This window comes from Hymenobacter antarcticus (genome assembly GCF_039539545.1).
GTDB classification, from domain to species: Bacteria; Bacteroidota; Bacteroidia; order Cytophagales; family Hymenobacteraceae; genus Hymenobacter; species Hymenobacter antarcticus.
Genome location: NZ_BAABDI010000027.1, coordinates 1 through 24,577, shown reverse-complemented (window position 1 = coordinate 24,577; position 24,577 = coordinate 1). Strand labels below are relative to the sequence as shown.

Below are 24,577 nucleotides of genomic sequence, written 5' to 3'. Positions count from 1 at the left end.
GCCAGCATCCACGAAAACCCCGGGTTGGACCTCATGGTCTGGTCCGGGGTTTTTAGCTATTGCCCATCTTAGCAACGAGGTATATTTCTTCATAGGTGCGTACTATGAGCTGCAGCCCTGCGTTTATGTCCGCTTTGTCGATATGCCGCAGGTACTCACTCAGCAGCTCACCGCTGGTACCCTGGAAGTGGAAAACTCCCTTTAGCCGATTACCAATAGCCTAATTTCGCATTGGCTAAATTTGCTCACGGTTATGAAAACCGCCCATTTATTGGCTTTTTCGTGGCCCAACCGAGCCGGACTTAAGAATCTGACCGAACCTTTAGCCCTAATTTGGTAGTTTATACATCTCCATTACTGCTTTTTCCTATTTATGCTCAACTTGCCTACGACCGAAGAGAGGCTTGGTAAGTCTCCCCAACGCCTGGTCCGCTACTTTGTAATAGTAATGGCCCTGGTGTACGTGGGCCTGGGAATCTGGCTATTGTGGTCGGCGAGCAAACCCACCGCGGGTGGCACCATTGAACTGGGCCCTACAGCTCGTCGTGTGCTGGGCATTGTATTCATCCTGTATGGTGTATTGCGCTTTGGCCGGGGCTACCAGACGCATTTTCGCAATTCTTCTTCTTCCGATACCAATGAATAAGCGCATATCTCTTTTTACGGCCGGGGCTGTGGCCGTATTGGCTGGAGCCGTTGCCTCCTGCAACGGGCCGGGCACGCCAGGGGCCCAGGACACGCCCACGAGCGGTACTGTAGCCGTGAGCGTCGATGAAACGTTCGCGCCTATTCTACAGGCGCAAGTTGATACGTTTGCGAAGCTCTATCCCAACGCGCATGTTAAGATGAGCTTCCAGCCCGAGGAAAAAGTAATGCTGGACCTCATCAACGACAAGGTGAAGGTGGCCGTGGTATCGCGGGAGTTGAACGCGGAGGAAATGGCTTACTTCACCAAGCAAACCATCGTACCGCGCACCACGCGTATCGGCATCGATGGGCTGGCCGTAGTGCTGAACCGTGCCAACCCCGATTCATTGTTCACAATTGCCCAGCTGGCAGATATTTTCACTGGTAAAACCGCCACCTGGAGCCAGATTAGTGGTAAGAAAGGTCTGGCTGCTATCAACGTTGTATTTGATGCCAACCGCAGCAGTACGGCACGTTTCGTCCGCGACTCCGTTACCCGTGGGGCGGCACTTACCAGCCGGGTATTTGCAGCTACATCGAACCCGGCATTGCTCGACTATGTTGCGACGCACCCCAACGCTATTGGCGTGGTGGGCGTAAACTGGATTTCGGACCGCGACGACCCAACGGCCATGAAATTCTTCAATAAGGTGCGGGTAGCCAGCATCACGGCCCGGCCCAATCCTAAGCCGAACGATTTCATTCAGCCCTTCCAGGTATACCTGGCCGAAAAAACGCCGGAGCAGTTGGCTGAGTACGCCGATTTGCAGAATTACCCCTTGCGGCGCAACCTTTACATCATCAGCCGGGAGGCGCGCGCCGGGTTGGGCACGGGGTTTGCATCTTTTGTGGCAGGCAAAAACGGACAGCTGATATTCCAGAAGTCGGGCTTACTCCCCGCTCAGATACAGGCCCGGATTGTGACCACGCCTAAACTGTAAGCGCCTGCGGCGCGTACGCTCTTTTACTTTTTTGCTTTTCATTCTTTTTCCCCTCTTATGAGTTTCAAGCCCTGGAAACAGCCGCTGCTCGCCGCCATCGCAATGGTAGCAGGTACTACGGCGGCCACCGCCCAAAACGTACAAAGTGCCCAACGCGCTATCGAATTGGGACGTTACAATGAAGCCCGCGCCATGCTGCGCCCCGGTTCTTCGCCCGAAGCCGCTTTCGAGCTTGGCCGCCTCTACCAAATGCGCGACTTGCCGGACTCAGCGGCCTACTACTTTAACAAAGCCGCTGGCACTACGCCTTTCGGGCAGGTAGCGGCTGGCCGCGCTTTGCTGGCGAAAGGCCAGGTAGCCCCGGCCGAAACCCAGTTTGAAGCAGCTGCCAAAGCCACTAAGAACAAGGACGCCAAGGTGCTGACCATGATTGCGCAGGCCTATGGCGAATCGGATTCGAAAGACACCGGCAAAGCGCAGACTTACCTGAACGCGGCTCAGACGGCGAACAAGAAAGACGATGCCGCGCTGATGGTTGCCCGTGGTGATGTTTTCCTGCACTCGGAGCAGGGCGGTGGCGAAGCCATGACCAGCTTCGACCGTGCTATTGCGGCCAACCCCAGCTACACCCAAGCCTATTATAAGAAAGGGGTGCTGAACGTGCGCGCCCGCAACTTCAACGCGGCCCGTGAAAGCCTGAGCAAGGCAATTGAGCTGGACCCTAGCTACGCCCCTGCTTACCGCGAACTGGCTGATATGTACTACTACGCCGGCCAGTACGACCTCGCGCTGAGCACGTTTCAGAAGTACGTTGGTCTGGCTGAGAAATCGCCGTCTACGGATGCGCAGTACGCTTCGTTCCTGTACCTGACCAAAAAGTACCCCGAGGCGCTGACCGAAGTGAACAAGGTATTGCAGACCGACCCCAAGAACCTGACGATGAATCGCCTGAAGCCGTACTTGCTGTACGAAACCGGTGATTTTGCTGGTGCTTTGGTGGCAATGGATAGCTACATGAAAATAGCTCCTGCCGAAAAAATCATACCGGAGGACTATTCTTATTTGGGCCGCATTCAAGCCCGTGCCGGTAAACCCTCAGAAGGCATTGCAACAATCAACAAAGCTATTGCCTCCACCACTGACCCGGCCAAGAAGGCTGACCTTCAGAACGACCTGGCCACGGCTTACATGACCAATAAGGACTACAAGAGTGCTATTGGAGTGTATCGTGCCAAGCTGGCTAACGGCGGCGACCTGACCGACCAGTTTCGCCTGGCCTCGGCCTATGGCAACAACAAGCAGTACGCCCAGTCCGACAGCGTATATGGCATCATCAACACGGCTAAGCCTACTTACGCACCAGCAATACTGGCCCGCGCTAAAGTGAATGCCGTGCGCGATGCCGACGGCAAGCAAGGCCTGGCCAAGCCGTACTACGACAAGTACATTGAGTTGTCGAAGGCTGAAGGCGCTGACCCCTCCAAGTTCAAAGAAGGCCTCGTGGCTTCTTATGGCTACCTGGGTGTATACAGCTACCAGAAGGGCGATAAAGCCACGGCGAAAACGAATTTTGAGCAGGTTCTTATCCTGGACCCCACCAACGAAGGTGCCAAGAACAACATCGATGTTTTGACGGCTCCCGTTAGAAAGGCTCCGGTTAAAAAGGCTCCAGTCAAGAAGAAATAGCTTCTAGACGGCCGTGCAGTAAAAAGCCCCAACGCTACTTGAGCGTTGGGGCTTTTTTTGTGCGGAACTGAAAAATGAGGAGACTACAACAGCCTCTCAGAACAGAATCAGGAGGCCCAGGCGCGCCACTTTTCCAGCACGGCGGCAAAATCTTCGGGCAGTTCTGCTTCGAACAACTGCTGCTCTCCGCTGGTAGGATGCACGAACCCCAGGGAAAGGGCGTGCAAGGCCTGTCGGGGCATCAGTTGAAAGGCATTCTCGACGAAAGCGCGGTAAGTGCCGTTGTTCTGGCCCACCCGAATCCGGTCGCCGCCATAGGTGGCATCCGAAAACAGTGGGTGGCCGAGGTACTGCATGTGCGCCCGAATCTGGTGGGTGCGGCCGGTTTCGAGCACGCACCGCACCAGCGTTACGGGGCCAAAGCTCTCCAAAACCTCATAGTGCGTCACGGCGGGCTTGCCCTGCTCGCCGCCGGGGTACACGGCCTGCACCTTCCGGTCGCGCACGCTGCGGCCGATATGGCCGGTAATAGTGCCCGTAGGGCCGGGCGGCGTGCCCCAGACAAGCGCCAGGTAGCTCCGCTTGATGGTGTGGTGAAAAAACTGCAACGACAAATGCGTCATCGCAAACTCCGTTTTGCCAACCACCAGCAAGCCCGACGTGTCCTTATCGATGCGATGCACCAGACCAGGCCGGATTTCGCCGTTGCGGCCCGTTGGCAGGTTAGCCAGATGATGCGCCAAGCCATTCACCAGCGTGCCCTGCCAGTGGCCGTAGGCCGGATGCACCACCAGGCCCGCCGGCTTGTTCACGATGAGCAGCTCCGCGTCCTCATAGCGGATGTCCAACGTCATTTCTTCGGGCACCACGCGGCCTTCACGCGGTGGTTCGGGCAGAGTGATGGTAATAACGTCCAGCGGCTTTACCCGGTAGTTGGGCTTAACCGCGGTGCCATTGACCTCCACCGCCATAGCACGGATGGCATCCTGCACTTTGTTGCGCGAGGTATTACGCAGGCGGGCCTGCAAAAACTTATCAATGCGTAGCTGTTCCTGGCCGCGGTCTACCACAATGCGGTGATGTTCGTACAGCTCGTCGCCTTCTTCGGTATCGTCGGGCTCTTCGTCGTACAGCTCTTCGGGGTCTAACTCGTTCTCTATCATATTAAGCGCGATGAATGCACGAAAAAAGCCGGAGCGTGTGCTCCGGCTTTTTCGCTATCGGGCGGCGAGTGCCGCTTATTTCTTGGTCTTCGTCTTGGTTTTGCTGGCACCGGAAGCAGCCGGAGTGGGCGAGGTCATTGGCGCGGGGCCCGACTTGATGGGCGCGGCAGCACCGGGCGTGATGCCCATTTTCTTCAGCACCAAATCAGAGATATCGCCTTCTTTGGGAGCGTGCAACAGCAGCGGGCTACCGCCGCCGTCGGAGTTGAACACGTAGGTGAAGCCATTTTCTTCGGCTACCACATCAATATTCTTCTGCAGCTTGTCGAGAGCGGGCTTTAGCAAGGTTTGCTGCTTCTGCTGCAACGACTGCTGGGCACTCTGCTGGAACTCCTGAATGGACTGTTGCATGCCCTGCATCTCCTTCTGCTTGTCGGCTTTCACGATGTCGGTCATCGTCGCCTCGCCTTGCTGGTACGCCTTATATTTTGTTTCCAACTCTGAAGATTTACTCTTCAGCTGGCCTTCCAGTTGGGTGTTGTAGGCTTTGAGGTCCGACTCAATCTGCTTGCTTTCGGGCATCTGAGCCAGTACGTATTGAACATCGGTGTAACCAATTTTCAGGGGGGCCTGGGCCTGCGCGGAAGTGGCGGCCAGGGTTCCGGCGGTCAGCAGAGCGGCGGCGAGCGTCAGACGAAAAATTTTCACGAGATTCATCAAAAAGAAAAAGGGTCAGAAAAATGTTGGGACAAAGGTAATTACTTCGTGCGCTTCTTGGTTGGGCGCGCTGGCTTAGTCGCCGATTTAGGATTTACAATCGACTCGGAAGCGCCCGAGTCGGACTCGAAGTTGGGGTCGACCGGTGTTTTGGGTGGGGCTACTGTTTTCACGGCGCCTTTCGGGCCGGGCTGGTTGCGGTCTTCGGCCCCCAGGCCAAGCTCTTCCAGCACAAATTCGGTGTAATCGTGGGCAGGGTTGGTGTAGAGCATGGTCAGGTCGCCCGACTTGTCGAAGAGCACAGCCAGCTGTTTCTTCTTGGCCACCTTCTCTACTGCTTCAAAAACTTTATCCTGTACCGGCTTATTCAGTTCCTGGCGTTTTTTAAACAGCTGGCCTTCGTAGCCAAACTGCTTGTTCTGATACAGCTTGATTTCCTGCTCCTTGGTCAGAATTTCATCCTGCCGCTTCTTTTTCATGGCCTCGGTCAGCACTACTTCTTCCGCCTGGTAGTTGCGGTGCAGCTTTTCCAGGTCCTTGCGCTGGGCTTCAATTTCCTTCTGCCAGGTGTCTGACATCACGTTCAGTTCCTGCTGAGCCTTCGCATATTCCGGCATTTTCGCCATGATAAACTCCGAGTCAACCCACCCGAACTTCTGGGCCTGGGCACCTGAAGCAACGAAAAGCAATAATAAGGCCAGCAGCCGACCACTAAGATTCATCATACTGGGAGAAACGTGAAAACCTGCCCACTAGTGCCCTACTAGCGAATTTGCTGGCCGATGATGAAGTGGAACTTCCCAAACTCCTGTTTGGTGCCCGTCGCTGTACCTGGCTGGGGCACCACCGGGTCGAAACCATAACCGTAGTCAAAGCCCAGCAAGCCAAAGGCCGACATGAAAATCCGGGCACCGACGCCCGCCGAGCGGTACAGCTTGTAGGGATTATAGTTCTTATAGGAGTCGTAGGAGTTGCCGGCTTCGGCGAAGGCCAGCACGTACACCGTGGCGGCGGGGTTGAGGCTAACCGGGTAGCGCATTTCCAGCACGTATTTGTTGAAAGCAATGCCACCGGCCTGGTTAGCCTGGGCCGTGGGAATGGCGAAGGCACTATTGGGGTCGTCGTACCCCCGCAGGCCCACAAAGTCGGTACCCACCAGGAAGTTGCCGCCCCCGTTGTTGCCAAGGCCCGCGCCACCCATCTTAAATCGTTCGAACGGCCCAATCTGGCGGTCAGAATTGTAGTTACCAAGGTAGCCAAAGTGGGCCCGGGTATTCAGCACCAGCTTGCCAACGATGGGGGTGAACCACGAGGCATCGAACATCCACTTGTGGAATTCAATCAGCTGCATCGAATTGGGGTGGTCGGGGTTCAGCAGGGAGTACGGCGGCGTCAGGTTCAGGCTCAGGCTCAGCGCCGAGCCACGACGCGTGTAAGTCGGGTTGTCAATGCTGTTACGAGCCAGGGTCGTGTTCAGCGTAATGTTCGTAGCGAAGCCCGAAGTAAAGCCCGGCAGCAGCGCATAATTCTGCGTCTGGTACTGGCTCACCGACAGCGAGTTACTCAGCGTGAAGTAGTCATCCGGCACGCGCAGCTGGCGGCCCAGGCCCACCGTGGCACTGTTCACCTTGATAAAGCTGCTGGTGGAAGCATCCAGGCTGGTACCGGCCCGCTGAATGCTGTGGTTGAGGCTGAACGAGAAAGAGTTCGGCCGACGGCCACCCAGCCAGGGCTCCGTGAAGGAGAGTGAGTAAGCCTGATACTGCACCCCATTGGCCTGCACGTTCAGGGCCAGGCGCTGGCCGTCGCCGGAGGGCACCGGCGTCCAGTTGCGGAGCGTGCCGGCTTTGCGCAGCGAGAAGTTGTTGAACACCAGGCCCACCGTGCCGATAAAGCCCGCGAAACCACCCCAACCACCCGACAGCGTCACCTGGTCCGACGGTTTTTCAACCACCGTATAGTTGATATCAACCGTGCCGTCGACCGGGTTAGGAATGGGGTTGATGCCAATTTTCTCCGGGTCGAAGTAGCCCAGCGTGGCAATCTCGCGCTGTGAGCGAATCAATAGTTCACGGTTGAACTTGTCGCCGGGCAGCGTGCGCAGGGTGCGGCGCAGCACGTGGTCGCTGGTCTTGGTGTTGCCCGAGATGTTGATGTCCTTGATGTGAGCCTGCACGCCTTCGCTCAGGCGCATCTCAATGTCAATCGAGTCGCCTTCGACCTTGGTTTCCACCGGGTCGATGGTGAAAAACAGGTAGCCGTCGTTAAGATAGAGCGAAGAAATATCCTGGCCCGTGGGGTTGTAGTTCAGGCGCTTATCCAGCGTTTCCTTGCTGTAGGGGCTGCCCGGCTTGATGCCCAGCACGTTGGCCAGCGTCTTGTCATCGTAGAGATAGTTGCCGTTCCAGGTAATGTGGCGGAAGTAGTACTTCGGGCCTTCGTCTACATTAATAGTCAGAGCCAGGCCTTTCTCATCGCGCACCAGCGTGTCGCTCATGATGGTCGCGTCGCGATAGCCCTCCGCGTTGTAGAATTCGAGTAAGCTCTTTTTGTCGTTCTCGTACTCGCTCTTCTGGAACTTGCCCGGCGTAAGGAATTTATAGGGTTTCCGCTCTTTGGTTTTCTTCAGCTTGCCTTTGAGCTTGCGGTCCGAAAACGCCTTATTACCCTCAAACGCGATGTTATAAATGCGGACTTTCGAACCCTTGTCCACATCAATCCGTAGCGCCACGCTGTTGGACAAGGATGAGTCCGCCACCTGCATAATATTCACTTTTGCATCAAGGTACCCCTTATTCACGTAAAACTTACGCACTTGAGTCCGGGTATTGTTCAGTAGTGCATCGGTCACCACTTTGCCACGAATCAGGGTAATTTTCTTGGTCAAATCCTCCGTCTGACCTTTGGGGATACCGGTGAAGGTGAATTTGGACAGCCGGGGCCGCTCCTTCAGGTTATAGTCCAGAAAAATCTTGGTGCCCTCGATGCGGGCAATGGTTACGCTCACGTCGCCCAGAATCCCCTGCGCCCACAATTTGCGAATGGATTTACCAATTTCTTCGCCCGGCACGGTGATGGCATCCCCTACCCGCAGGCCCGTCAGGCCGATGAGGGTATTGGGGTCGAGGTAGCGGGCTCCGCTAACCGTGATTCCGCCCAACTCGTATTTTTTAGGCTCCTCCTGAGCCTGCGCCGGGTGGCTTACCAACCCACCCAGTACCGCAAGAGTCAGCACCAGCTTCACAAATAAATTACGCACGATAATCATTACAAAGATTTAAGATACAGTGATTTGCTCACTGGTTTTGCCAAATCGGCGCTCCCGGCGCTGATAGGCTCGAATGGCGTCTTGAAAATGTTCCTTCCGAAAGTCCGGCCACAGCAAATCAGTGATATATAGCTCAGTATAAGCCAATTGCCACAATAAGAAGTTGCTAATCCGTTGCTCGCCACTGGTGCGAATGAGTAGTGCCGGGTCCGGCATCTTAGCCGTTACCAGATAGCTCGCTACCGTTGCCTCCGTTACATCAGCCGGCTTGAGGGTCCCAGTGGCTACATCGGTGGCCATTCGTTTGGCCGCCTGGGTCAGGTCCCAACGGCCGCTGTAACTAAGTGCCAGTACCAGGGTCATGCGGGCACCGTCTTTGGTAAGCTCCATTGCCTCAGCCAGTTCCCGCTGGCAGTTACCTGGCAACGTACTGATGTCGCCAATGGCTTCCAGCCGGATACTGTTCTTCAGCAACGTGGCTGTTTCCTGCCGGATGGTATGCACCAATAGTTGCATCAGCGCCATCACTTCCAACTTCGGCCGATTCCAGTTTTCGGTCGAGAAAGCATACAGCGTCAGGTAGCGCACCCCGAGTTGGGCCGCTTCCTCCACGGTTTCGCGCACGGCCGTGATGGCACTTTGATGCCCGAATACGCGCAGGCCGCCCCGCTGCTTTGCCCAGCGCCCGTTGCCATCCATAATGACGGCTACGTGGGCGGGAATATTAAGAGTGTCTATTTCGGCTTGGCCGGTCATCCTTACGGTTTTGCTAAAAGAGCCCGCAAGTTACGGAAATGGTTGCATTTAGCGGCCGTACACAACACGCCCGTTCGACGTAGCACCGGGCGCAGGGCTGCCGCACTCACGCAACAGCAACACAGCTAACTACTACTTTAGCAGCCTCTTATTCTTCTTATATTGGTCAGGGCACCTGATTTTAAAGAATGTGTAGGACAGGCTCAGCCCATTATAATAATACCAGTCCTGGTCGTGGATATTCACCAGGAGCGGGTCTTGCTCCGACAAGTGGTCGAGCTGGTCGGTAAAAGTTTTGCGCACTCCCACCTCCAAGCCGAGATTGATGTGCTCAGACAGCGCATATTTGAACCCCACGCCAGCCGGTATGGCAAAGCCCAGCGTGGCCCCTTCCCGGTTGAAACCGCTCCCGAGTGCCGGGTTGTTAGTAACGGTAGTAGTGTTTGCATAGAAACCCGCGACTCCAATAAAGAGGTAGGGCGTGAAATGAATTTTATCCGTGCGGTAGTGATAGTCCATGAAGTTATACTCCATCACGGCCGAAGCTTCCAGCAGGCTACCCTTGGTGTTGGCCTGCCGGTAGTTTTGCAGGGGCGGCACTACCCCCGTCGAACCAGTGACATTGCCATCATCGGCCCGGAGCAGGCCCGCCGTGAAGCCTCCCCGCAGGGTGATAGGCACCGATATATCCTTGCGATAAAAGACCGTGAACGCCGGTCGGTTATTCTGCAACTGATATTCCGGCGAAATCTCGCCCCGGTAATTGGTGGCTCCAAGGCCGATTCCAATTTCGCTGGTGTTCTGAGCATGCACCGAGGTGCAAAAAAAAGCACTCCCCGCTTGCACGAGGCAAACGAGGAGTGCGCTATTGAAACCGAAGTTTATCATTTAAGCTAACTGACTAAGGGAAAGATACTCAGCCAGCGGCCGCTGGCTAGCGGAATTTAGGATTCTTGATGCGGGGCGTCAAGATATAGTTCAGCGTGACACCGGTAACGATGTACCAGTCGGTTTTATTACCCTTGTCGCCGCGCTGGCTGGTAGGAGCAGTAAAACTCGTAAAATCACCCGTCTGGCTTCTCGTAATGCCGTTGCCGAAATAGCGCTGTGCATCTGTACTCAAGCTAGCAACAGGAGCATATTTACCTCCTACGTCATCCAAATAATCGAAGAATGTTTTGCGCCATCCAATTTCCAGACTGGCATCGAAGTTCCGGTTGATGCGGTAGCGAATACCACCACCGAAAGGAATTGCAAACTGCGTCTGCCCATAGGCGGATGCTTGACCTTCGGTTTTGAGGTCAGCCAAGGCTACGTAAGAGCCTTTTACCAAGCTGGCGGGCGCGTTGTCACCTACAAGGCCCTTAGGGTTGTGGTAGAAACCAGCTACCCCTGCAAAAACGTAAGGCACGAAGTCAGGACGCTTGAGGTAATTGTTGCGGTTTTCGACGAGGTCAAAAATGGCAACCGCTGAAGCTTCCAAGATATCATTGCGGAAGGTGAAGTTCCGGTTGTAGCGGAAACGGGCATCCGGGTCATTCGGGTCAGCTGCCTTGGAGTCATCGCCCGAGATACGGCCGTATGACAGGCCAAACCGGCCAGACAGGCGCGGGTAGAAACGGCGGGTGATGGATACACCAGCACCAACGCGAGTAGCACCTAAGCGAAAGCTCGTGAAGTTCGTAACCGGTACTACGTCGCCGAAATAGTTCATTGCATTAAGGCTGAAGCCAACAGAGTTGTACTGCTTCCGCTTGCTGAACTGCTGGGCATCTGCTTCCGGCGTAGCCACCAGGGCCAAGCCGAGCACAAAGGCCGTGGAATAGGTGAAAATATTTTTCATAAGGCAACGAAAATGAGGATGCGAGGTTCGAAGGTTGAAGTCAGTGCAGGGAAAGCGCAGTTTCAGACGGTGACAAAAGTAGGGCTGTATTGGGAACTAAAAAAACTTTCAGGGTTTTTTTCAACAAACTCATCAGCAGCTACAACTGGATTCCGGCCGGATTTCGGCGGTCCAGGCCCCAATTAAGCTTATTTCGCAAGGTACTGAGAAAGTTAACGTGGTTGAGTTTTACCAGACGAGCATTGAATGTTTCGCGGCGAACGGCAATTTGAACGGAGGCTTCTACGGGCATGGAGCGCGAATCGAGGGCGAGCATGTAGCTCGTACTACGACCTTCAATTTCGAAGGAAATCACGCTTTGGTCCGACACCACGAGTGGGCGCACGTTCAAATTGTGGGGACATACGGGAGCAATGATAAAATTGTTTGTCTGGGGCAGCATAACCGGCCCGCCGCAACTGAGCGAATAGCCGGTGGAACCCGTAGGAGTAGCTACTACCAGGCCATCGGCCCAGTAGGAATTCAGGTATTCGCCGTCGATGTACGTGTGAACGACAATCATGGACGAGGTATCGCGCTTGAGCACACTGAACTCGTTGAGACCAAAATTGAGGCTGCCGAATACGTCCGGGTCGGTGTCGACACGAATCAGGCTGCGCTCTTCAATGTTGAAATGGCCTTTGTAGAGGGCATCAATGGCCTGGGCAATGCGGTCGGGGGTGATGGTGGCCAGGAAGCCGAGCCGGCCGGTGTGAATGCCCAGAATGGGGATTTGGAGGCTACCCACGTAGGTGACGGTATCGAGCAGGGTGCCGTCGCCGCCAATGCTGAGCACGAACTGCACGCCCCGCAACGAGTCGCCGCGCCGGAACTCGGTGGTGCCTTCGGGCAGGCGCAGCCGGTTGTCGAGGAACGTGCGAAAGGATTCGCCGATGCGCACATCGGCCCCGCGAGCGGCCAGGTCGTCGAGCAGGGCCTGAATGGCCGGAGCGGCTTCGTCGTCGAAAGGTTTGCCGAGAATGGCGATTTTCATGCGGAGGAAAGGATGCGAATTACAGAACCCCAACGGGGAGTCAGGTAACAAATAAATAACCGAACCGGCGGTAGCGACCTGCTAAATCGGGAATTCGGCCCGGAAAAAATAGCCTGTCTGGCCCAATCCGTTCAGGGTGTACTCGGCGGTGAACACCCGGTCGTAGAACGTGACGAGATGCAGGCCGAGGCCGATAGCACTCAGCAAATGGTTGGGAAGGCGGTTTTGAGTGATGGATGTGGGCGTGGCGACGTAGCCGGCATCAGCAAAGATATTGAGGTAGAGGGCCAACGGAATGGTATTCACCTTTGGGTTCTCGACGGTTTCGAGGCGAATGGGCGGAGGCTGAAACAAGCGGTAGGACACGCCTTGCTTCACCAGGCCGTAGTGGCGGCCGTCGATTACGTACTCGTCGTAGCCCCGCACAAGGTCGTCGTAGCCCAGGGCGCGGGCGTCGGCATAGGCCAGGTGCCGGGTGAGGCGGGCCAGACCGATAACGCCTGCGCTGTAGTAGAAGCCGTGGCCCAGGGCCAGGTAACGGGCGTAGCTCAGGCGTAGGGTGGTGAGGCTGGGCGTGGTGCCATCCAGAAAAACCCGATGCGCAAGCGTGGCCTGGGCATACTGGCCGGTGAGCGGATAAGCAAAGGTGTTGCGCTGGTTGCGGGTGCTGGTGAGGCTGAAGGCCAGGTACTCGCGCTGAGTGCGGCCCTGATAGTAATCGGGGTTGGAGTAGTTGACGGAGTCCGTAATCTGCTCGCGGTGGTACGACACGTCAAATGCCGTGAGCGCCTGCACTGTTTGGCGAAGGCGCAGCCCGCCCGTGACGTAGAACCGCTGAATGGGGAAGCCATTATCGGTGCGCAGGGGCACGAGGCGGTCGGCCAGGGTTTGGTAATCGAGGGTGCGGCTTTGGTAGAAGGAGCCCCCTACCCCGAAGCCGATGCGGCGGCGGTGCCCCAGGCCGGGCACTTCGTAGAACAGCTCGTACTTGCGGTTGAAGCCCAGCTGGAGATTAGCGGTAATCTGCTCGTTGCGCCCCCGGAAGTTGGTGCGGGTGAGGTGAATGCCGTAGTCGATGCGCTGCCAGCGGTCGGAGCGGTCGAGCCAGGAGCGCAGGTTGCGGTCGGCCAGCGAGAGGATGGGCACCGGGAAGGTGTACCACCGCTCCTGCACCCCAAACACAATGAGCAGCCGCGGCCCGGAACAGCTGGCCTGCACCACCACCGCGTGAAACAGCTGCAGGTTGAACAGGCGGCGGCGGTTGGCTTCGAGACGGGCCGGGAGGTCGGCCAGGGTCAGGGTGTCGCCTTCGTGGAAATCGAGCTCGGCCCGCAGAATTCGCTCCCTGGTGACGGCATTACCCGCGAAAATTATCGTGCCCACCGCCGCCCGCTCGATGCCGGGGCACGGCACGATGCGGACCAGGGTATCGGAAGGAGCTACTACCGGCCGCAACGGGCGCGGCAGGGTATCGGCCGGCACCTGCGCCACGCCCCAACCGGCCAGCAACACCCGTAACGACAATAAAATCACTGCTATCACCAGCGGTTACACGCTCAGGTAGCGCAACAAGGCGTCGTAGCGCTCCTGCTCGTCTTCGTTGACCACGGCAGTCCCGCTGAACTGAGCCGTTACGACGTAGCCGAACCGCTCGAGCGTGGCCGTTATACGAGCCAGGTTTTCGGTGTTCAGCTTGATGGTGAGGCGAATGCGGCGGGGGTCGACTTCATCCTGCGCCACGTGGGCACTGATGATTTTGGCGTTATTCTCTTCGACGTAGCGGCTGATTTGGGTGAGGGAATAGTCCCGCTCCTCCATGGTGAGGACGATGATGCCGCCCTGCCCCCCGGCCGGCTGCTGCCCAAAGGCGGCCAGCGCATCGGCGATGGTGACCACGCCGGCATACTCGTGCCGCTCATCGACGACGGGCACCAGCTGAATTTTATTTTCAATGGCCAGCTCCATCACGCGGTAGAAGTGCTGGTCGGGGCGCACGTAGGCTTCGGCGTAGCCCAGGGGCAGCTCGGAGAGTGGCGTTTCGGGGTCGTCGAAATCGGCCAGGTCGGCTTCGGTGACGAGGCCCCGGTACTTCCGGTTGTCGAGCACGGGCAGCTGGGCCACGTGAAACTCATCGAGCCAGCGCGCCGCTTTGCCCGCCGAATCGGTGCCCTTCAGGGGCGGAATCATTTCGTTGAGTAAGTCTTCGGCGAGCAGGGCGGGCATATTCTTTTCAGTTATAAGCGGCGGGTGGGTAACGAACGAGGTGATGGAAATAATGGGGGAAAGGCATAAAATATCACCAGCAAGCGGTGCAGGATTGGCGAACAACAATCGGGCCGGTGAAATGATAACCGGTTTTTAGGCCACAAGGGCAGGGGCCGCTTCGGTAGTACGCAAAAACCGGCGCAGGTAGGCATTGAAACCCGCCGGCCGCTCCATCATGGGCGCGTGGCAGCAGTGGTCGAGGAAGCGCAGCTCGGCGTGGGGCAGCAGGCGGGCAAACTCGTGGGCCACCGGCGGCGGCGTAATGGTATCATTCAGACCCCAGACCAGCAGCACGGGCACCGTGATTTTGGCCAGCTCCTTGCTCAGGTTGTGCCGCTGCGCTGAGCGCGCGATGGCAATGATGCGCAGGCACTTGGAGTTGGAATTGGTGACGTTGAATACTTCATCGACCAGCTCCTGCGTGGCCACGGTGGGGTCGTAGAACGTGTAGCCGACCCGTTCCTGCACGTAGGCGTAGTTGCCGCGCTTAGGGAAAGAGCCGCCCATGCTGTCTTCGAACAGGCCGCTGCTGCCCGTGAGGACGAGGCGGCTGACGCGGCGGGCATTTTTGAGCGTGTAGACCAGCGCGATGTGGCCACCCAGCGAGTTGCCCAGCACGGTGAAAGTCGGCGGCAGGCCCACAGCCGCCACAAATCCTTCAACATAAGCCACCAGGCCGGGCACGCCGGCCTGGGCCAGGGGCATGTCGTAGACCGGGAGCAGGGGAATGATAACGCGGTGGTCGGTCGCGAACTCGCGCACGACGTCGTGCCAGTTGCTGAGGGCTCCGAAAAGGCCATGCAGCAGCAGCAGCACCGGGCCCTGGCCCTCATCCACAAACTCGTACCCGTGCTGGTGCTGGCGGCGCAATTCCATCTCGTTTCTCTTCAATTCCCGGCGGTTTTGGCAATAATACAACACCGGAGCCAATTGCCCAAAATTGCCAGCCCGTGCGGGGTAAGCAAGGCTTCGGGATGAAACTGGACCCCGTAGAGCGGCAAGGTGCGGTGGCGCAGGGCCATAAGCTCGGGCTGCGGGCCCATTGTATGCGCCAGCGGCAGCAGCACCGGCGGCAACGGCTCCTGCACCACCAGGGAGTGGTAGCGCGTGACTGCCTGCGTGGCGGGCAAGCCCGCAAACAGCGGCTCAGTGGTGTCGCAGTGCATCTCGGATACTTTGCCGTGCATGGGCCGCACCGCCCGGGCCACGGTGCCCCCAAAGAACTCGCCCAGCGCCTGGTGGCCCAGGCACACGCCCAGCATGGGCTTGTGCTGATGGTATTCCCGGATGACGGCCGGCATCACGCCCGCCTGGGCGGGGGTGCCGGGGCCGGGCGAAAGCACGATGCCATCGAACCCGGGCACTTGCAGCCCGGCCAGGGACACGTCGTTGCGGCGCACCGTTACCTCGGCTCCGAGCTGGTGGAGGTAGTCGGCCAGCGTGAAGGTGAAGGAGTCGAAGTTGTCGAGCAGCAGCAGGCGCATCGGCGGGGCTGAGTTTTGATTTTTGAGGGTTGAGTTGGGTTCTAGGCGTGGCTATTACAGCGGTTTCCAAGTCCATGTACAGAGTTAAAAGTTGAGAGTTAAAAGTTAAAAATCAGACGTATTGGGTTTTAACTTTTAACTCTCAACGTTTAACTGTTTTTAAAAATGTACACTGATTCGGAAACTGCTCTAGTCACAATTTCAACTCGTAGCTTCTGATTCAACACTCATCATTATTTCACGAAAGCGGTTTTTATCTTAACCAGCAGGTCCTGCGCGAAGGGCAGCACGTAGCCGGTAATTTGCAGCGCCAGCGGCGTGGCCTGCTGCACGATGGGCAGCACCTGCGAGCCCGTAATCAGGTTGGGCGACAGCAGGCTCAGGCCGGCCAGCCCGGTGCCGTGCAGCAGCAGGCTCAGGCCCAGCACCCATTTCAACACGCCGGCCGCGCCGCCCAGCAGGTTATCCAGCACGCCCAGCGGGGTGAGGTGCACGGCCGTTTTGAGCAGGCCGCCGAGCAGGTGCACCCCCCACATAATGGCCACGAACACCAGCGCGAACGACACCAGCGGCAGCAGGCCAAAGGCATCGCCCACGTAATGCCGCACCAGCGGCACGGCCGCCGAAAGCAGACTCAGCCCGCCCACCACGGCCAGCACAAACGCCAGCAACGACACCACCTCCAGCACCAGCCCGCGCCGAAAGCCCTTCACGGCTCCCACGCCCAGCGGCAGCAGCAACAGGATATCGAGAGCCGTCATGGGTTTGAATGGGGAAGAATATGGAACGTCATGCTGAGCGGAGTCGAAGCATCTCTACCGCAATAGTATTTAGTTACTCTTCGCGGTAGAAATGCTTCGGCTCCGCTCAGCATGACGTTCTTTTAACTAGCAACTCACCAGCCCTTACAGATTGGTGTTGTTTAGCAAGTGGCTGATAACGTCGGAGATGCGCTTGCCGTCGGCCTGGCCGGAAAGCTCGCGGGCGGCCACGCCCATCACCTTGCCCAGGTCGGAGGGGCCGGTGGCACCCACGCGCTGAATGATGTGGACGAGCTTCTCCACCAGGTCGGCTTCGGAGAGCTGGGCAGGCAGGTATTCCTCGATGATGGCCAGCTCGGCCAACTCGTTTTCTTCCAGGTCGGAGCGGAACTGCTCGTTGTAGATGGCGGCGGCGTCGCGGCGCTGCTTGGCGGCTTTGTTGAGGAGCTTGAGCTCGGCTTCGGGCGTGAGGCCGGCGGCGCTGGCTCCTTCGGCGGTTTCGGCCAGCATGATTTGCGATTTGAGGCTGCGCAGGGTGGTAAGCCGCACTTTGTCTTTGGCGAGCATGGCCTGCTTGATGGCGGCGTCGAGGGTGGTTTTGAGCATGGGAAAGAAAAGTAAGCGGGTTAGCGCAGGTAAAAATTCAGGAGTGAGTGACAGATAATGCGTCCAGCAGGACTATGGGGTGGTCGAGATACAGGGCCAAACGGCGAGCTTGGCGGCGGATACCGTACGGCCCGGTCACGATTACTGAGGCCGCAAAGGTCAGCATTACATTGGGAGCCACCAGCAGGGGGCGAGCCAGGTTCAGGGTCTCGGCATCAGCCGTGAAGTCTCCCCGCAGCAGCTCGGCGGTGGACCAGCCGCCACGCGGCACCGCGACGTGCCAGAAAAACCCAACCCGCACCAGCAGCTCATCGGCGGTGAGCACGGTGGGCTGCAACCGGACAGCATGGCCGTGGGCAATGAACAGCAGCGACACGTACGCATCGGCCACGAGCAGCCAGCCGGCGGCCACCGGGCTCCACATCCGCACCAGTAGGTGCAGGGCGGCGCTTTCAATCAAAAGGCCAAAACAGGCGATTCCCAGCAAAGCCCCAAAGCCCGACTCGCGATGGCTGGCGAAGGCGGCCGCGCCCGGCGGGGTAGCCGGCACGGGCTCCCACCAGCCCAGCAGGGCGTAGCGCAGCATATCGAGTTCGGCTACCAGCAGCACACCAGCTACACCCAATACCTGACCGGCGGCCAGCCGCAAGCGGGGTAATGGCCGGGTTTCGTGTGCCCCGGCGGCCCGGTAGGCTCGCAACAGTGCGCGGCCCCGGATGGCTATGGCCAATAGCGTGAGGCCTTCGAGACCAATGGGCAACAGCCGGAGCAGTGCCTGCGAGGGCCATTGCGGCGCGGGCAATAGCCAGTAGGCCAGCGCCAGGCAGGCAGCGACCACGGTCCCCAGCACTAAGGGCGACAGCCGGTAGCGGCGCAGCAGCAGGACGTAGAACAACAGCGGTAATCCCACCAGCACGTCGAACAGCACGGCCCACGACAGGGCCGGCTGTCGCGGAAACGCAGGCAGCCGCACAATGGCATGTTCGATGCCTGCCACCAGTAAAAACAGCATGGCAAATGCCAGCACCGGCCGTAGCCGAACAGGCATGGAGGAAGGATTCGTCATAACAAGGACCTTGCCCCCGGACAGGGGCGACAACGGGCGTAATTTCGCCCCGAAGCTACGGCAACCGGCCGATGTTGCCGGCTGCCGGTTATGCTTTCCCAAACTTCTTACTCCCCCCTACTGCCGTGACCAAGCTCAGCGTCAACATCAACAAACTGGCCACCCTGCGCAATGCCCGGGGCCACAACCGCCCCGATATCCTGCAAGCCGCCCGCGATATTGAGCGGTTCGGGGCCGAAGGCATCACGGTGCATCCGCGCCCCGACGAGCGCCACATCCGCTACCAGGATGTGCGCGATTTGAAGGGCGTCGTGACCACCGAGCTGAACGTGGAGGGCAACCCCACCCCCGATTTTCTGGCCCTGTGCCGCGAAGTGCGCCCCGAGCAGGTGACCCTGGTGCCCGACGCGCCCGAGGCCATTACCTCCAATGCGGGCTGGGACGTGATTACGCACCAGCAATTCCTGCGCGACATCGTGGCTGAGCTCAAAGGCCTGGGCTGCCGCGTGAGCATCTTCCTCGACCCCGACCTGGCCCTGGTGGAAGCTGCCGCCACGACTGGCACCGACCGCATTGAGCTCTACACCGAAGCCTACGCCGCGCAGTACCTCGCCGACCGCGAAGCCGCCGTGGCCCCCTACCGCGCCGCCGCCGCCCGCGCCGGCCAGCTGGGCCTGGGCGTGAATGCCGGCCACGATCTCGACCTTGACAACCTGGCCTGGCTGCACCAGCAGCTACCCGAGCTGGCCGAAGTCAGCATTGGCCACGCCCTGGTGTGCGATGCGCTGTACCTGGGCCTCGAAAACACGGTGCAGCTGTATAAAAGACAATTGAAATAGGTCTGCCCAACGCAGGCGGGCCATGCAAAAGACTTGCATCGGTGCCTGATGGCGTCAGGGTATCATACAGGACTCTTGCATTAGTGCCTGACGACATCAGGGTATCATAGAGGACTCTTGCATAGGTGTCTGACGGTGTCAGGGTGTCGCGCAAGAGTCTTGCAGAGGGACCCGCCACCGATGGCGGGCCTACCAAACGTTCTTCACACAAAGCAAATACCACGAACCGCCCCGCCATGCCCCGCCATTCCCTACCCGAATTTGATACCCTCTCCTACCCCATTCTCGACGTGCGGGCCCCCATCGAGTTTGCGCAGGGCCACGTACCGGGTGCCCTCAACCTGCCGCTATTTACGGATGAGGAGCGGGCGCGCATTGGCACTACCTATAAGCAGATGAGCCAGGACCGGGCCGTGCACCTGGGCTTAGAGTTTTTCGGGCCGAAAATGTCGGCAATGGTGAAGCTGGCCCAGAAGCTGGTGCCGGGCAAGCAAGTGCGGCTGCACTGCTGGCGCGGCGGCATGCGCAGCGGCGCGGTGCTGTGGCTGCTGGAGCTAGCGGGCTTCAAAGTTCACCTGCTCGACCACGGCTACAAGGACTACCGGCGGGCCGTGCTGGCTTCGTTTGCCGAGCCCCGGCAGTGGCGGGTGCTGGGCGGCCTCACGGGCAGCGGCAAAACCGACGTGCTGCACGCCCTGGCCGCCGAGCCCGGCCAGCACGTACTCGACCTGGAAGGCCTGGCCAACCACAAGGGCTCGGCCTTCGGGGCCATTGGGCAGCCGGCGCAGCCCACGCAGGAGCAGTTCGAAAACAACCTGGCCGCCGCCCTGGCCGCCCTGCCCACCGATGCGCCCATTTGGGTGGAGGACGAAAGCCGGCAGATTGGCCGGCTCACCATTCCGCCGGCTTTGTTTGCTCAGATGCGGGCCGCGCCGCGCTGGGTGCTGGAAGTGCCCCGCGCCGCCCGCGTAGCCAAGCTGGCCGCCGAATACGGAGCCGAAGCCCCCGCCGAGCTGGCCGCTTCCATCGAGCGCCTGCAAAAGCGCCTGGGCGGCCTGGCCACCAAGCAGGCCCTGGCAGCCGTGGAAGCCGGTGACTTTCCGTTGATGGTGGAGCTGGTGCTCGATTATTACGACAAGACGTACACCTACGGCCTGGCGCCCCGGCCCGAGGAGCCGCCCCGCACCTTTGTGCCCGTAGCCAGCTGCGATGCGGCGGCCAACGCCGCAACCCTACTGCAAATGGCCGCAACTTTGACCACTTAAGTCACGTCTGTTGCCACCAGCCAACGGATATGTGCGGGGTTTAGGAGCAAGTGTCGTAATTTGCTCGCAGATTTCAGCTTTATGCCCGGGACGGCGGTAATAACGAATTCAGTTTTTCACCCCTTTTTTCATTTTTCTATTTTCCACTTTTCCCCAACGTTCATGTTAACAACCTTACATACCCGCCTGAAGCGGGCAAGCCGGTGGCTGCCGGCGCTGCTGCTGCCGTTCGCCGCACAGGCCCAAGCACCGGGCTACAGCCTGGGTAATACGGCAAACGTAGCCGGTACCTTCACGTCCATCGCCACCACGGGCACGGCTATTACCACGGCCAACACCGACGATGCCAACTCGGGCGCGACGCCCATTGGGTTTACGTTCAACTACAACGGCACGGCTTTCACGCAGTTTGTGCTGAACACGAACGGCTTCATTCGGCTGGGCGCGGCCGCGCCTTCGTCGGCCGCCCTGTTCTACACCGCACCGCAGGCGGCCACGGCGGGCCCCATCGCCAGCACCGACCCGGCCGACGTTAACCTGATTATGCCATTTGCCGTGGACCTGACGGCCGGCTCGGTGGCGGGCACGGGCTACCAGGTGGCCACGACCGGGGTGGCGGGCAGCCGCGTTACCACCATTCAGTGGACCAACGTGCAGGACAAAGCCAGCACCATCGCGACCCAGTTCCTGAACTTCTCGTTTCAGGCCAAGCTCTACGAGAACGGCCAGATTGAATTCGTGTACGGCCCAACGGTGGCCAACACCGTAGGCAATAACTTCCACACCGTGGCGGTGGGCATCAAGGGCAACTCGGCGGCGGCTTCAACAACCATCACCAAAGGGTCGACCCAGGCCTGGTCGGCGGCCACGTTCGCCGCTGGCGACTATACCGGCAACACGCACAACATCCGCCAGGCGGCAACCGCCGACGCGGGCCGCACTTACCGCTTTGGCCCCAACCTGGCCAATGATGCCGCAGTAGCCGGCCTCTTCACGCTGGGCAAAGTATCGAGCGTCTACTCTTCGCCCGTAACGGCGCAAGTGGTGGTAGCCAATCCGGGCAACGCAGCCCAGACCAACCTGGTCGTGACCTTCACCGTGACCGGCGCTACCCCCTACAGCACCACGCAAACAGTGGCCTCCCTAGCTTCCGGGGCCTCCACCACGCTAACGTTCTCGTATCCCGTTACCGGTACCACGGGCACCAACGTGGTCACCGCCTCCATCCCGAACACCGACGACCTGGCGACGAACAACTCAAAGACCTACTCGCAGGACGTAACGGCCGCCAGCCTGTCCTTCATCGACAGCTCCCAGCCGCTATTCACCGCCGGCGTGGGCGTAGGTCAGGCCGATGGCGTATTGGCCGCTCGCTATACCCTCACGCAGGCAGCTACGGTCAGCAGCGTGTCGGCTACGTTCGTTGGCGCGGGCAATGCCAACACCACCTACCAGGTGCAGCTCTATAACGCCGGTGGCACCGGTGGTACCCCCGGAACTGTTCTGTACACCTCGCCGACGCAAACCCGCCCCGGCGCTTCCGGTACCGTCGTCATCCCCGTCCCGAGCATTTCCGTACCCGCCGGCGACTTTTTCGTGGCCATCAAGGAGCTGGACAACAACGTTGTTCTGGCCTATCAGCTCGAAGACCCGCTTCGCCCGGCTACGTTCTATTTCCAGGTACCCGGCAGTCCGTTCGCCCTCGTGAATACGACCGCCCTGCGTACGCGCCTGGCGCTGGAAGTGGGCTTGAGCGCGCCCTCGCCCTGTGGCACCGTAACGGCCCTGGCCGTGGGCAGCATCACCGCCACCGGGGCCAGCATTAGCTTCACGGCTCCGGCCAGCGGCACCAGCTACACCGTGACGTATACGCCCGCCGGCGGCACGGCCACCACCGTCACGCCCGCACCCACGGCCTCGCCGGTGGTGCTCACCGGCCTGACGCCCGGCACTGCCTACACCGTACGCGTGATTACGAACTGCGCCGCCGGCCTGACCTCCGGCCCCGCTACTGCCACCTTCACTACGCCGGTTGCTCCGCCCGCCTTCGCCCCGCTGCCTTACGTTCAGGACTTCGAGACGACGTGGCTCAGCGTGGGCGGTACCCGCGATGCTCCGGCTGCCAACTGGCGCAACTCGCCCACTACGGGCGACAACTCGTTCCGTCGGGATGACGACGGTGCCTCGGCCAACTGGCGCTTCCTCCTTGATGATAACGACCCGACTCTGAACGTCTATAATACCCGTTTCAGCACCGGTGCCCGCTCGGCCCGTTTCCACAGCTACGGCAGCGCCGCTGGCTTGCAGGGCCGGCTCGATATGTATGTGAACATGAGTGCCGTGGGGACCAAAACCCTCAGCTTTGACTACATCAACTCCACCGGCGCCGACAAGCTGGATGTATTTGTGAGCACCGACGGTGGCACCACCTTCAGCGCTACGCCCATCCTGACGGCCACAGTCAACACCACGTTCACGGCCAAAACGGTGGCTATCAACAGCACTTCCGCTACTACCGTGATTCGCTTCCAGGCTACTTCCGATTTCGGCAACAACGACCTGGGCTTCGATAACGTGCAGCTGCGCGTGATTTCGGCCACTCAGAACGCTGCCCTCGCCGCTACCGTGGGCCTGTACCCCAACCCCGCGCACCAGAGCTTCCAGCTCAGCGTGCCGGCTGGCAACCTGCGCACGGCTTCGGCCACGCTCAGCAATGCCCTGGGCCAGGTGGTGCAAACGCGCGCGCTGAGCGCCACCGGCACCACGACCTTCGACGTGAGCAGCCTCGCCGCCGGCGTGTACTCGCTCACCCTCAAGTCGGGCAACGACCTCGTGGTGAAGCGCGTGGTAGTGGAGTAAGCTCCTGCCACCTTCACCCATAAAAAAGGGGCTGACCGCATGGTCAGCCCCTTTTTTATGTCCCTGCCGCCCTCCGCGTCAGCTGATGGGCACCTTGCGCAGGATGGCCTCAATCAAGTCCTGGGTCCGGATGCCGTCGGCCTCGGCCTCGTAGGTGAGCAGAATGCGGTGGTTGAGCACATCGGCGGCTACTTCCTTGATGTCTTCGGGCAGCACGTAGTCGCGGCCTTCGAGGTAGGCCACGGCTTTGGAGGCGCGGTGCAGGGCGATGCTGGCCCGCGGGCTGGCCCCAAACTGCACGGCCTGGGCAAACTCGGGCAGGTCGTAGTCGGCCGGGCGGCGCGTGGCAAATACCAGCTCGATGAGGTATTTCTCCAGCGTATCGGAAATCTGCACCTGATTGATTTGCTGCCGGATGCCGAAAATGTCTTCTTTGGTCAGAATGGGCTGCACGTCTTCCACGAAGCTGAGGTTGGCCATGCGGCGCATCACTTCCAGCTCATCGGCCTTTTTGAGGTAGTCGACGTGGACCTTCAGCATGAAGCGGTCGACCTGGGCCTCGGGCAGCGGGTAGGTACCTTCCTGCTCCACGGGGTTTTGGGTGGCCAGCACCAGAAAGGGCAGGTCGAGCGGGTAGGTAATCTCGCCGATGGTAACCTGCTTTTCCTGCATGGCTTCGAGCAGGGCGCTCTGCACCTTGGCCGGCGAGCGGTTTATCTCGTCGGCCAGCACGAGGTTGGCGAAAATCGGCCCTTTTTTCACTTCGAACACCGACTGGTTCTGGTTGTAAATCATGGTACCCACCAGGTCGGAAGGCAGCAGGTCGGGGGTGAACTGCACCCGCTGAAAATGCAGGTGCAGCACCTTGGCCAGGGTGGAGATAGTGAGGGTTTTGGCCAGACCCGGCACGCCTTCGAGCAGGATGTGCCCGCCGGTGAACAGGCCGATGAGCAGGCGGGTGAGCAGCGGCTGCTGGCCCACTACCACCTTGCCCATCTCGGCAAATACCTGGCGAATGAGGGGATGGTAGTCGACGGGAGTGGCCGGTGTAGCGGAGGCGTCGGAGGCAGGTGACATAGGCAGCGAGGGGCAAAACAACCGGCGCAAGGTAGGCATAACGATAATGCGCGGGCTTTTTGCGAGGAGTTTCATCCGTTGTAATGGCTGTGTTGGGCTTCCGCCCCAAATTTTACACCTGGCCTCTTCAGCGCTTAGCTAACCCAAGTTGCGGACTATATGCCGGCTTGGTCGAGGGCGTGCACAAAGATGAAGAGGACGATTTTGAGGAAGAAACCTTGGGCCGTAACGGCATGAATTTGCTTGGGAAAGCGGGCCGTG

The 24,577-nt window shown here is 59.3% G+C and carries 22 protein-coding genes and 1 pseudogene; 6 read left to right on the top strand and 17 right to left on the bottom strand.

The window, feature by feature from the left end; all coding sequences use genetic code 11:
• Positions 1-373 precede the first annotated feature (373 nt).
• From ABD819_RS16525 to ABD819_RS16515, 3 genes are read left to right on the top strand one after another with little or no spacing between them, the layout of a single operon-like run.
• The gene (locus tag ABD819_RS16525) at positions 374-646 is read left to right on the top strand and encodes a hypothetical protein (protein WP_345126042.1); all 273 of its coding nucleotides are present in this window, start codon (positions 374-376) and stop codon (positions 644-646) included.
• Positions 639-1,628: a PstS family phosphate ABC transporter substrate-binding protein gene (locus tag ABD819_RS16520; RefSeq protein WP_345126040.1), complete on the top strand. Its 990-nt coding sequence runs from the start codon at positions 639-641 to the stop codon at positions 1,626-1,628. Before ABD819_RS16525 ends, ABD819_RS16520 begins: the two co-directional genes overlap by 8 nt.
• A 57-nt stretch (positions 1,629-1,685) precedes the next feature.
• Positions 1,686-3,314, top strand: a complete 1,629-nt coding sequence (locus ABD819_RS16515) for a tetratricopeptide repeat protein (RefSeq protein ID WP_345126038.1) — start codon at positions 1,686-1,688, stop codon at positions 3,312-3,314.
• Between the two features lie 107 nt (positions 3,315-3,421).
• Here the strand turns inward: ABD819_RS16515 and ABD819_RS16510 are convergent, their stop codons facing one another.
• From ABD819_RS16510 to ABD819_RS16440, 15 genes are all read right to left on the bottom strand, one after another.
• On the bottom strand, positions 3,422-4,477 hold the full coding sequence (locus ABD819_RS16510) for an RluA family pseudouridine synthase (RefSeq protein ID WP_345126036.1): 1,056 nt from the start codon (positions 4,475-4,477) through the stop codon (positions 3,422-3,424).
• Positions 4,478-4,552: 75 nt separating this feature from the next.
• Positions 4,553-5,185 (bottom strand): OmpH/Skp family outer membrane protein, encoded by a 633-nt coding sequence (locus tag ABD819_RS16505; RefSeq protein WP_345126035.1) that lies wholly within the window; start codon positions 5,183-5,185, stop codon positions 4,553-4,555.
• Between the two features lie 50 nt (positions 5,186-5,235).
• Positions 5,236-5,919, bottom strand: a complete 684-nt coding sequence (locus tag ABD819_RS16500; RefSeq protein ID WP_345126033.1) for an OmpH/Skp family outer membrane protein — start codon at positions 5,917-5,919, stop codon at positions 5,236-5,238.
• A 38-nt stretch (positions 5,920-5,957) separates the two neighbouring features.
• Complete coding sequence (gene bamA, locus ABD819_RS16495; RefSeq protein WP_345126031.1) at positions 5,958-8,462, bottom strand: outer membrane protein assembly factor BamA; 2,505 nt, start codon at positions 8,460-8,462, stop codon at positions 5,958-5,960.
• A 9-nt stretch (positions 8,463-8,471) separates the two neighbouring features.
• The gene (gene uppS / locus ABD819_RS16490) at positions 8,472-9,218 is read right to left on the bottom strand and encodes an undecaprenyl pyrophosphate synthase (protein WP_345126030.1); all 747 of its coding nucleotides are present in this window, start codon (positions 9,216-9,218) and stop codon (positions 8,472-8,474) included.
• A gap of 132 nt (positions 9,219-9,350) precedes the next feature.
• Entirely contained in the window at positions 9,351-10,106 is a 756-nt protein-coding gene (gene porG / locus ABD819_RS16485) for a type IX secretion system protein PorG (protein ID WP_345126028.1), read from the bottom strand.
• 46 nt (positions 10,107-10,152) lie between these two features.
• Positions 10,153-11,061 (bottom strand): DUF6089 family protein, encoded by a 909-nt coding sequence (locus tag ABD819_RS16480; protein ID WP_345126026.1) that lies wholly within the window; start codon positions 11,059-11,061, stop codon positions 10,153-10,155.
• 139 nt (positions 11,062-11,200) lie between these two features.
• Positions 11,201-12,094 carry an NAD kinase gene (locus ABD819_RS16475; protein ID WP_345126025.1) on the bottom strand — a complete coding sequence of 298 codons (894 nt, stop codon included), beginning with the start codon at positions 12,092-12,094 and terminating at the stop codon, positions 11,201-11,203.
• A gap of 81 nt (positions 12,095-12,175) precedes the next feature.
• Positions 12,176-13,627, bottom strand: coding sequence for a BamA/TamA family outer membrane protein (locus tag ABD819_RS16470; protein ID WP_345126023.1), 1,452 nt, complete (start codon positions 13,625-13,627; stop codon positions 12,176-12,178).
• A gap of 15 nt (positions 13,628-13,642) precedes the next feature.
• Complete coding sequence (locus ABD819_RS16465; RefSeq protein ID WP_345126020.1) at positions 13,643-14,317, bottom strand: CBS domain-containing protein; 675 nt, start codon at positions 14,315-14,317, stop codon at positions 13,643-13,645.
• A gap of 135 nt (positions 14,318-14,452) precedes the next feature.
• Positions 14,453-15,235 (bottom strand): alpha/beta fold hydrolase, encoded by a 783-nt coding sequence (locus tag ABD819_RS16460; RefSeq protein WP_345126113.1) that lies wholly within the window; start codon positions 15,233-15,235, stop codon positions 14,453-14,455.
• 11 nt (positions 15,236-15,246) lie between these two features.
• Entirely contained in the window at positions 15,247-15,843 is a 597-nt protein-coding gene (locus ABD819_RS16455) for an anthranilate synthase component II (protein ID WP_345126019.1), read from the bottom strand.
• A 233-nt stretch (positions 15,844-16,076) separates the two neighbouring features.
• Entirely contained in the window at positions 16,077-16,604 is a 528-nt protein-coding gene (locus ABD819_RS16450; protein ID WP_345126016.1) for a CvpA family protein, read from the bottom strand.
• 144 nt (positions 16,605-16,748) lie between these two features.
• A complete protein-coding gene (locus ABD819_RS16445) occupies positions 16,749-17,210 on the bottom strand; it encodes a GatB/YqeY domain-containing protein (protein WP_345126014.1) in 462 nt (153 codons plus the stop codon).
• Positions 17,211-17,247: 37 nt separating this feature from the next.
• Positions 17,248-18,258, bottom strand: a complete 1,011-nt coding sequence (locus tag ABD819_RS16440) for a hypothetical protein (protein ID WP_345126013.1) — start codon at positions 18,256-18,258, stop codon at positions 17,248-17,250.
• 143 nt (positions 18,259-18,401) lie between these two features.
• Here ABD819_RS16440 and ABD819_RS16435 point away from each other — a divergent pair, with 143 nt between their 5' ends.
• From ABD819_RS16435 to ABD819_RS16425, 3 genes are all read left to right on the top strand, one after another.
• Positions 18,402-19,115, top strand: a complete 714-nt coding sequence (locus tag ABD819_RS16435) for a pyridoxine 5'-phosphate synthase (RefSeq protein WP_345126010.1) — start codon at positions 18,402-18,404, stop codon at positions 19,113-19,115.
• A gap of 236 nt (positions 19,116-19,351) precedes the next feature.
• Positions 19,352-20,380: a tRNA 2-selenouridine(34) synthase MnmH gene (mnmH, locus tag ABD819_RS16430; protein WP_345126008.1), complete on the top strand. Its 1,029-nt coding sequence runs from the start codon at positions 19,352-19,354 to the stop codon at positions 20,378-20,380.
• 162 nt (positions 20,381-20,542) lie between these two features.
• Complete coding sequence (locus ABD819_RS16425; RefSeq protein WP_345126006.1) at positions 20,543-23,239, top strand: T9SS type A sorting domain-containing protein; 2,697 nt, start codon at positions 20,543-20,545, stop codon at positions 23,237-23,239.
• A 78-nt stretch (positions 23,240-23,317) separates the two neighbouring features.
• On the opposite strand, the gene ABD819_RS16420 is transcribed toward ABD819_RS16425, so the two are convergent.
• Entirely contained in the window at positions 23,318-24,316 is a 999-nt protein-coding gene (locus tag ABD819_RS16420) for an AAA family ATPase (RefSeq protein ID WP_345126004.1), read from the bottom strand.
• A gap of 155 nt (positions 24,317-24,471) precedes the next feature.
• A pseudogene (locus tag ABD819_RS21575) lies at positions 24,472-24,577 on the bottom strand (IS982 family transposase); the annotation flags it as partial.